Source organism: Methanosarcina sp. A14 (genome assembly GCF_001729375.1).
GTDB classification, from domain to species: Archaea; Halobacteriota; Methanosarcinia; order Methanosarcinales; family Methanosarcinaceae; genus Methanosarcina; species Methanosarcina barkeri.
This window is the reverse complement of record NZ_LZPK01000064.1, coordinates 1-6842: the sequence shown is the minus strand read 5'-3', so window position 1 is coordinate 6842 and position 6842 is coordinate 1. Positions and strand designations below refer to the sequence as shown.

The window sequence follows — 6842 nt, the reverse complement described above, 5'->3', positions numbered from 1 at the left end:
GAGATTATTTTAGAGATTATAAGTATTTTCATTCACAGTATATTTATAATACGGTTGCCTGCAAAGTACATGAGAACATTTGTTAAAAAAGACATTTCAAAAAGAAACTGAAAATTGGCCTCCCACACTCAATTATTGAAGATCATTTATATACAATATTAGAAAATTAGATTTTAAACAAAAATTAATAATGACAATATACTTCGGGTTGGATGCCGTACTAAATTTAACGGTTAACACTGGTAAATCGTTAATGTTCTGGAAAAGAGGTTTAAACAATAAGTGAGAGGCAAAAACTCGCAAAAACTCATAAGTTGGAGAAAACAGAGCAAAATATTATAAAGGTCTGATAAAAAACTAGTACTTAAGTTTCGGCAGTGTCTCAAACTTGCTGTAAACTTGAAGTTAAGTTCTTGCATACTATGGAGAAATTGATATTTCGATATGAAATTTTCTACCCAATAACTTATTGAGATTTGTAATTTTACAGAAAACAAACATGAAATTCTTCGAATAACAGGCACAAAGAAATGAAAGTACTTTTCAAATCACAGTACTTTCATGCTAAATTAGTACACTGCCCAAGTGTTAGATCTTTGAGCTTTCAGGAACAAAAGCAGGAAAGTGCAGAAATAGAATTAAGAAGTACAGGAACAGAAGCAGGAAAGTGCAGAAATAGAATTTGAAAGTACAGGAACAGAATTAGAAAAAAGACCGGAGGAGTTGGTTATCAATCACGATGAAGCTTTTCAAAGAGGACTGGGCCTGATTAAACAGAAAAGGTACGAAAAATCAATTAATGTCTTCAACAAGATTGTGGACAAAGATCCAGGTCATACAGGAGCTCTATTTAACAGAGGACTCGCGCTACTGAAAATCAAAAAACCAGAAGAAGCCCTCGACTCCTTTGACCAGGTCCTGCACTTAGAGCCCGAAAATTTCGATGCCCTGTACAAAAAAGGAATTGCTCTGGCCACCCTTGAAAAGTTTGAAGCAGCTCTCGAAGCCTATGACAACGCACTTGAAATAAATCCTGAAAATCCAAAAATCTGGTACCATAAAGGACTGGCGTTTGCTGAACTGGAAAAAAATGAGGCTTCAATTCTTTGTTTTGAGAAAGCACTTGAGCTTGAACCGAAATGCGAAAGCGCCTGGTATGCCCGAGGCACCGTAACTGGAAAAGCCGGTAGCTATGAAGAAGCACTGGAATGTTTTGAGCACGCACTTGAGATCAACCCGAAAAACGCAGACGCTTGCTACTCAAAAGGCCTGGTTCTTGCAAAGCTTGAGAAGTACGAAAAAGCGCTGGAATGCTTTGATTCTCTGATTCGGGAAAACTCCAGACATAAAGATGCCTGGAAACAAAAATATATTTCGTTGATAAAGCTGGGGAAGAACGAAGAAGCTCTGGAATGTGTTGACGTATTTTTAAGGAAATTTCCTGTTAGCGAGACTGCTCTCTATCAGAAGGGTATTCTTTTAAACAAACTTTCCCACTATGAAGATGCCGAGAAAACGTTTACTAAAATTTTAAAAATAAACCCAGGAAATAAAGAAATCTGGCTCAAGAAAGGTCTTGCTCTTATCCAGCTGCTCAGGCTCAATGATGCTATAAAAGCTTTCGAAGAAGCCATTAAGCTGGACCCTACTTATTTCGAAGCCTGGAATTACAAATGCCTTGCTCTAATGAAGCTTGAGGTCTATGAAGAAGCTCTGGAAGCCTTTGATTCTGTTCTTGAAATGTATCCAGAAACTAAAGAAATCTGGTACAATAGGGCTCTTGCTCTCGTGAAACTGCAGCGCTTTGGAGAAGCTGCAAAATCTTTTTCCAAGACTGCCGAACTGGACCCTGCATACGGTGATGCCCTTTACCAGCAGGGACGTTTGCTTGCCAGAGAAGGAAAGTATGAAGAAGCTCTCAAAGCCTTCGATTCCATGCTTGAACAAAATCCAGAATTTATTAAGGCCCAAAAGCTCAGGGGCACTATGCTGATCAAGTTAGGCCGTATCGAAGAGGCTCTTGACTCTCTTTCACAGAGCCTTGAAAAAGAACCCGAAAATTATGGGCTATGGCTGCAGCAAGGATTAATTCTCCTTGACAACGGAAAATTCGAGCCTGCCCTGAAAGCTCTTGAGAAAGTTGCGGAACTCAAACCCGATAACGACGCATGCTGGATGAATAAGGGCTTTGCACTCTATTCCATGGATCGCTATGAAGAATCTCTGGAAGCTTTTGAAGAGGGTCTGCGGCTAAACCCATATCTTGAGAAAGGCTGGAATAATAAAGGAATAGTGCTGGGAAAGCTTGGAAAAACGGAAGAAGCCCTAGAAGCTTTTGAAAAAGCTGTAAGCCTCAGGCCTGACTTTGAAGATGCCTGGAGAAATAGAGGACTGATTTTACTGGATGCCAACGAATATGAAAAAGCCGGCGAAGCCTTTGCCGAAGTTATTAAAATAAGTCCTGAAGACCTTGACTCCATTTACAACAGGGGAACAGCCCTGCTAAAACTCGGAAAAACGGAAACTGCCCTGGAATGCTTTGAAAAAGTTCTGTCCCTTAATCCCGATTATCCTGATTTATTATATAGCCTTGCAGCTGCACAGGCGAAGCTAGGAAAGCAGAAAGAAGCCCTGGAAACCTTTGAAAAACTAGTTGCCAAAAATCCCGAAGATCTGGAAATCCAGTGCAGGAAAGGAAAATTTGCAATGGAAATCGGAAAATATGAGACTGCACTTAAAGCTTTTGATCAGGTTCTCAGTGAGAATCCGGATTTTAGGGAAGCCTGGTATAGAAAAGGGCTTGCCCTGATAAAACTGGAACGCTTTGAAGAGGCTATCAGAGCTTTTGATGAAGTAATTATAGAAAATCTAAATTATAAAGAGATAGGTAGCTCTGATTATAAAGAGCTAAAAAATCTCGATCATGATGACATAGATAACCCAGTATGTGATGAGATAAAGAGTCCTGATTACGAAGACGAGAACCCTGATTACGAAGATGAAAATCCGGACTACGAAAACGCAAGTACTTACAAAGGATTTGCGCAAATGCAGCTTGGAAAGTATCTCCCTGCCCTAGAAACCTTTGAGAGCGCTCTTGAAGAAAAGCCAGATTCTGATATTCTCTGGTACTACAGAGGCCTTAGCCTGTATAGGATAAACATGTTAGAAGAAGCAGCGTGTGCCTTTGAGTCTGCAATTCGTCTTAATCCTAAAATGCAAGAAGCCCTCGAGTATAGAGCTCTATGTCTGTTTGAAACCGAACAATACAAAGCTGCCCTGGAGTCTCTTGAAGCTGTACTTGAAAGAAATCCGGAGAACCTTTCCGTACTCCATAAAAAAGCTATTTGTTTCCTGCAGTTAAGGAAGTATAAATCCGGAGCTAAAACCCTTTCCAGAGTACTGGAACTTGACCCTGACAACAAAGAAGCAAAGTTTGAGCTGGGGATCGCCAGTTTCGAATCCGGAGAGTACAATAAAGCCCTGTCTCTTTTTGAAGAAGTAAGTAAGGACTCAGATAAAGGCTTTTTTGTATACTGCCCTGAAAAAAACTCATCTGAACAAAATAACTCTAAACAAAATCTTTCTGGGCAAAATAACTCTAAACAAAGTATATCTGAACAAAATTTCACTAAACAAAACTTCTCTAAACAAAGTATGTCTGAACAAAACTTCACTAAACAAAATTTCTCTAAACAAGGCTTATTTAAACAAAATAACTCTAAACAATATCTTTCTGAGCAAAATAACTCTAAACAAAATCTTTCTGAACAAAGTACATCTGAGCAAAATAACTCTAAACAAAATAATTATGACGAAAAGTACTCTTCGCTCTACTGGAAAGGGCTTGCACTTATCAGGCTGAAAGCTTACGAAAAAGCGCTTGAGGTTTTTTCAAGGCTTACTGAAAATAATCCCCTGTTTGTAGAGGCCTGGTATTTTAAAGGAATATCCCATTCAAAACTGAAACAACATGAGGAAGCAACAAAAGACTTTGAGAAAGTCCTTGAGATTGAACCTGCTTATCAGGATACCTGTTATCAGTTGGGACTTTCCTGTTTTGAGCTTGGGGACTTTGAGGAAGCTATAAGGATTTTTGAAGCCGCCCTGAAAATAGATCCTGAAAACCTTGAAACCCTTTACATGAGAAGCCTCGCTTTACTGCGGTCGAAGAGATATAAGGAATCGGCTTCAGGTTTCAGGGAAGTACTTGAAAGAAATCCATTCGATACTGAAGCTCTTGCACACCTGAGCACAGCCTGCTTCAAGCAGGGGTTTTATGAAGAAGCCCTTAGACTCTTTGATCAGGTTCTGGAGATGAATCCAGAGCGAAAAACTGTCCTTTTCAGAAAAGGAGTTGCTTTAAAAGCTCTTGGAGAAGTAAAGAGGGCTTCTAGTATGTTTGACTCTGTTCTTAAATTGAAGCCAGACTGTACTTACGCCCTTGAACAAAAAGCCTATACTCATTTAGAGCTTGAGGAATATCCTGAGGCCGTTGAAGCATTTAAGACGGCTCTGGAATATTGCCAGAAAAAGGAAGATCTGCATTACTATAGGGGTATTGCCTTTTTCAGGCTTGGGAATTTTGAAGAAGCCGTAAAATCCTTTGAAAACGCTTTTGACCTCGGCTGCCAGCAACCCGAAATTTCTTATTACACAGGAATCGCCTACTTTGAAAGCAGAGAATATAAAAAAGCCGTGGAAGTTTTTAATACTATCCTTGATTCCAGAGCACCGGATCCCGAAATTTTATACAAAAAAGCCCTGTCCCTTTTCGAACTTGGAAAGCCAGAAGAAATGGTTTCTACAGTTTATGCTCTTCTCGAACTTGAAACCGAGAACTTTAATATTAAAGACGCTGGAGAGTTTGAAGAAGAAAATTATGAGGAAAACGCAGGAGAAAGCACAGGAGAAGAAAACGCAGAAGAAATTCCGGCTTTCGAGAATACAAAAGCTTTTGAAGAACTCCTCGAAAAGTTTGCATTCTCCCTGATAGAGCTTGGAAGATATGAAGAAGCCCTGCTACCTCTTGGAAAACTTACAGCAAACGAATCGATTTCAAAAGAGGTCTTTTACAGCAAAGGGATTGTGTTTCAGGAGCTCGGCAGATATGAGGAAGCCCTTGAAATATTTTCTGAACTACTTTCCCTTTATCCTAACTTTGAAAAAGCCTGGTATAGAAGAGGACTCATTCTATTTTCTCTTGGATACTATGTTGAAGCTCTGGAGTCCTTCGAACAGGCTGCCCTGGAAGATCAAACAGAAACTCCTGAAAAAGTTAACGAATTAAGCCTGGAAGAAACTCAGATAGAAAAAATGAGAGAAAGCCCTGAGTTGGAAGATGAAATAAGATTAGAAGATGAAATAAGATTAGAAGATGAAATAAGATTAGAAAATGAAACAAGATTAGAAGATAAATTTGGATTAAAAGAGAAATTAAGTGACACTGAACTTGAAGATGTCTGGATGAAAATGGGGCTTTCCCAGCTCAAACTGGAACGTTATGAAGACGCCATAGATATATTTGAGAAACTTCTTGAAGTAAAACCCGAGGTTGCCGACCTCTGGTACGTCGCAGGGCTCGCTCTAAGGGGGCTTGACCAGGATGAACAAGCCGTTGAAGCTTTTGAAAAGGCCGTGGAACTCGATCCAACTCTAGAAGCTGCCTGGGAGCAGATAGGGCTTTCCCTTCTTAGATTAAATATGTACGAGGAAGCAAGCCAGGCTTTCAGTTCTGCTCTAACCCTGAAACCTGACAACGTAAACACTCTCTACAGCCGATCAGTTGCCAGTTTCAATCTCCAGCGCTTTGAGGAAGCCGCTCAAGACCTAGAAAGGGTACTCCTGTCCACCCCTGATTTCCCGAATTATATTGAAGCCTGTTACAGGCTCGGGATTGCTAGAATGGAACTTCAGGAGTATGAAAAAGCCCTTGAGGCTTTTGATATTATTTTGCAGCAGGACCCGGCGCATAAGGAAGCTCTCTATTACAGAGGGCTTGTGCTTTTTAATCTTGGTGAATACGAAGCTGCTGCTGATACTTTTGGAGTGCTGCTGGAAGCCTCACCCGAAGACCCTGAAAGCCTGAACTATCTTGGGCTCTGCCTGCTGGAACTCGAAAGCCCAGAAGCGGCATTGAAAGCCTTTGAAAAAGCCGCCCTTTTCAATCCGAAGAATGAAGAAGCTCTGTATAACGCAGCCACGACTCTTATCAAGCTTAACCGTCCCCAGGAATCAATCGGCTATTTTGACCGTATCCTTGACATTTCCCCTGAGAATCTCGATGTCCTGAACTACAAAGGAATTGCCTTCTGCAAGCTTGAAATGTACAGAGAAGCCCTGAAAGCCTTTGACCTTGCGTTAGAAAAAGACCCTGAAAACATCAAGGCAATTTATAGTGTAGGGGTTGTCTGTTTCAAACAGAAACTCTATGAAACTGCCTGCCGGGCCTTTGACGAAGCCCTTGCCATTAACCCCTGGCACGAGCAGTCACTGAAATATCTCGGGATATCTCTTGCAAAAATAGAAGAATATGAGGATGCCCTGAGAACCTTTGATAGGCTGCTTAGGATAAGACCTCATGATATGCAAGCTATGAATTACAGGGGAGTTATCCTCGGGAAACTGGGAAAGTATACCGAGGCCATAAACACCTTCAATGAAATCCTTCGCCTCTATCCCGAAATGTCAGACGCGAAAAGGAAACTTGAAGCCTTAAAATGCATTGAAAACAAAGAGGATTCCAGTGAAGATCTCTACTAATGTTTTTAGTAGAGGAGAGATTTAGGAGAAAAGAAGAGAGGATTTTACAGATAAGAGGTGGAGTTAAAAAATAATAAGAG

1 protein-coding gene is annotated in these 6842 nt (G+C 40.5%); it reads left to right on the top strand.

Going from position 1 to position 6842, the window contains the following annotated elements:
• Nucleotides 1-723 precede the first annotated feature (723 nt).
• Complete coding sequence (locus A9239_RS04190) at nt 724-6762, top strand: tetratricopeptide repeat protein (protein ID WP_048155866.1); 6039 nt, start codon at nt 724-726, stop codon at nt 6760-6762.
• Nucleotides 6763-6842: the final 80 nt, after the last annotated feature.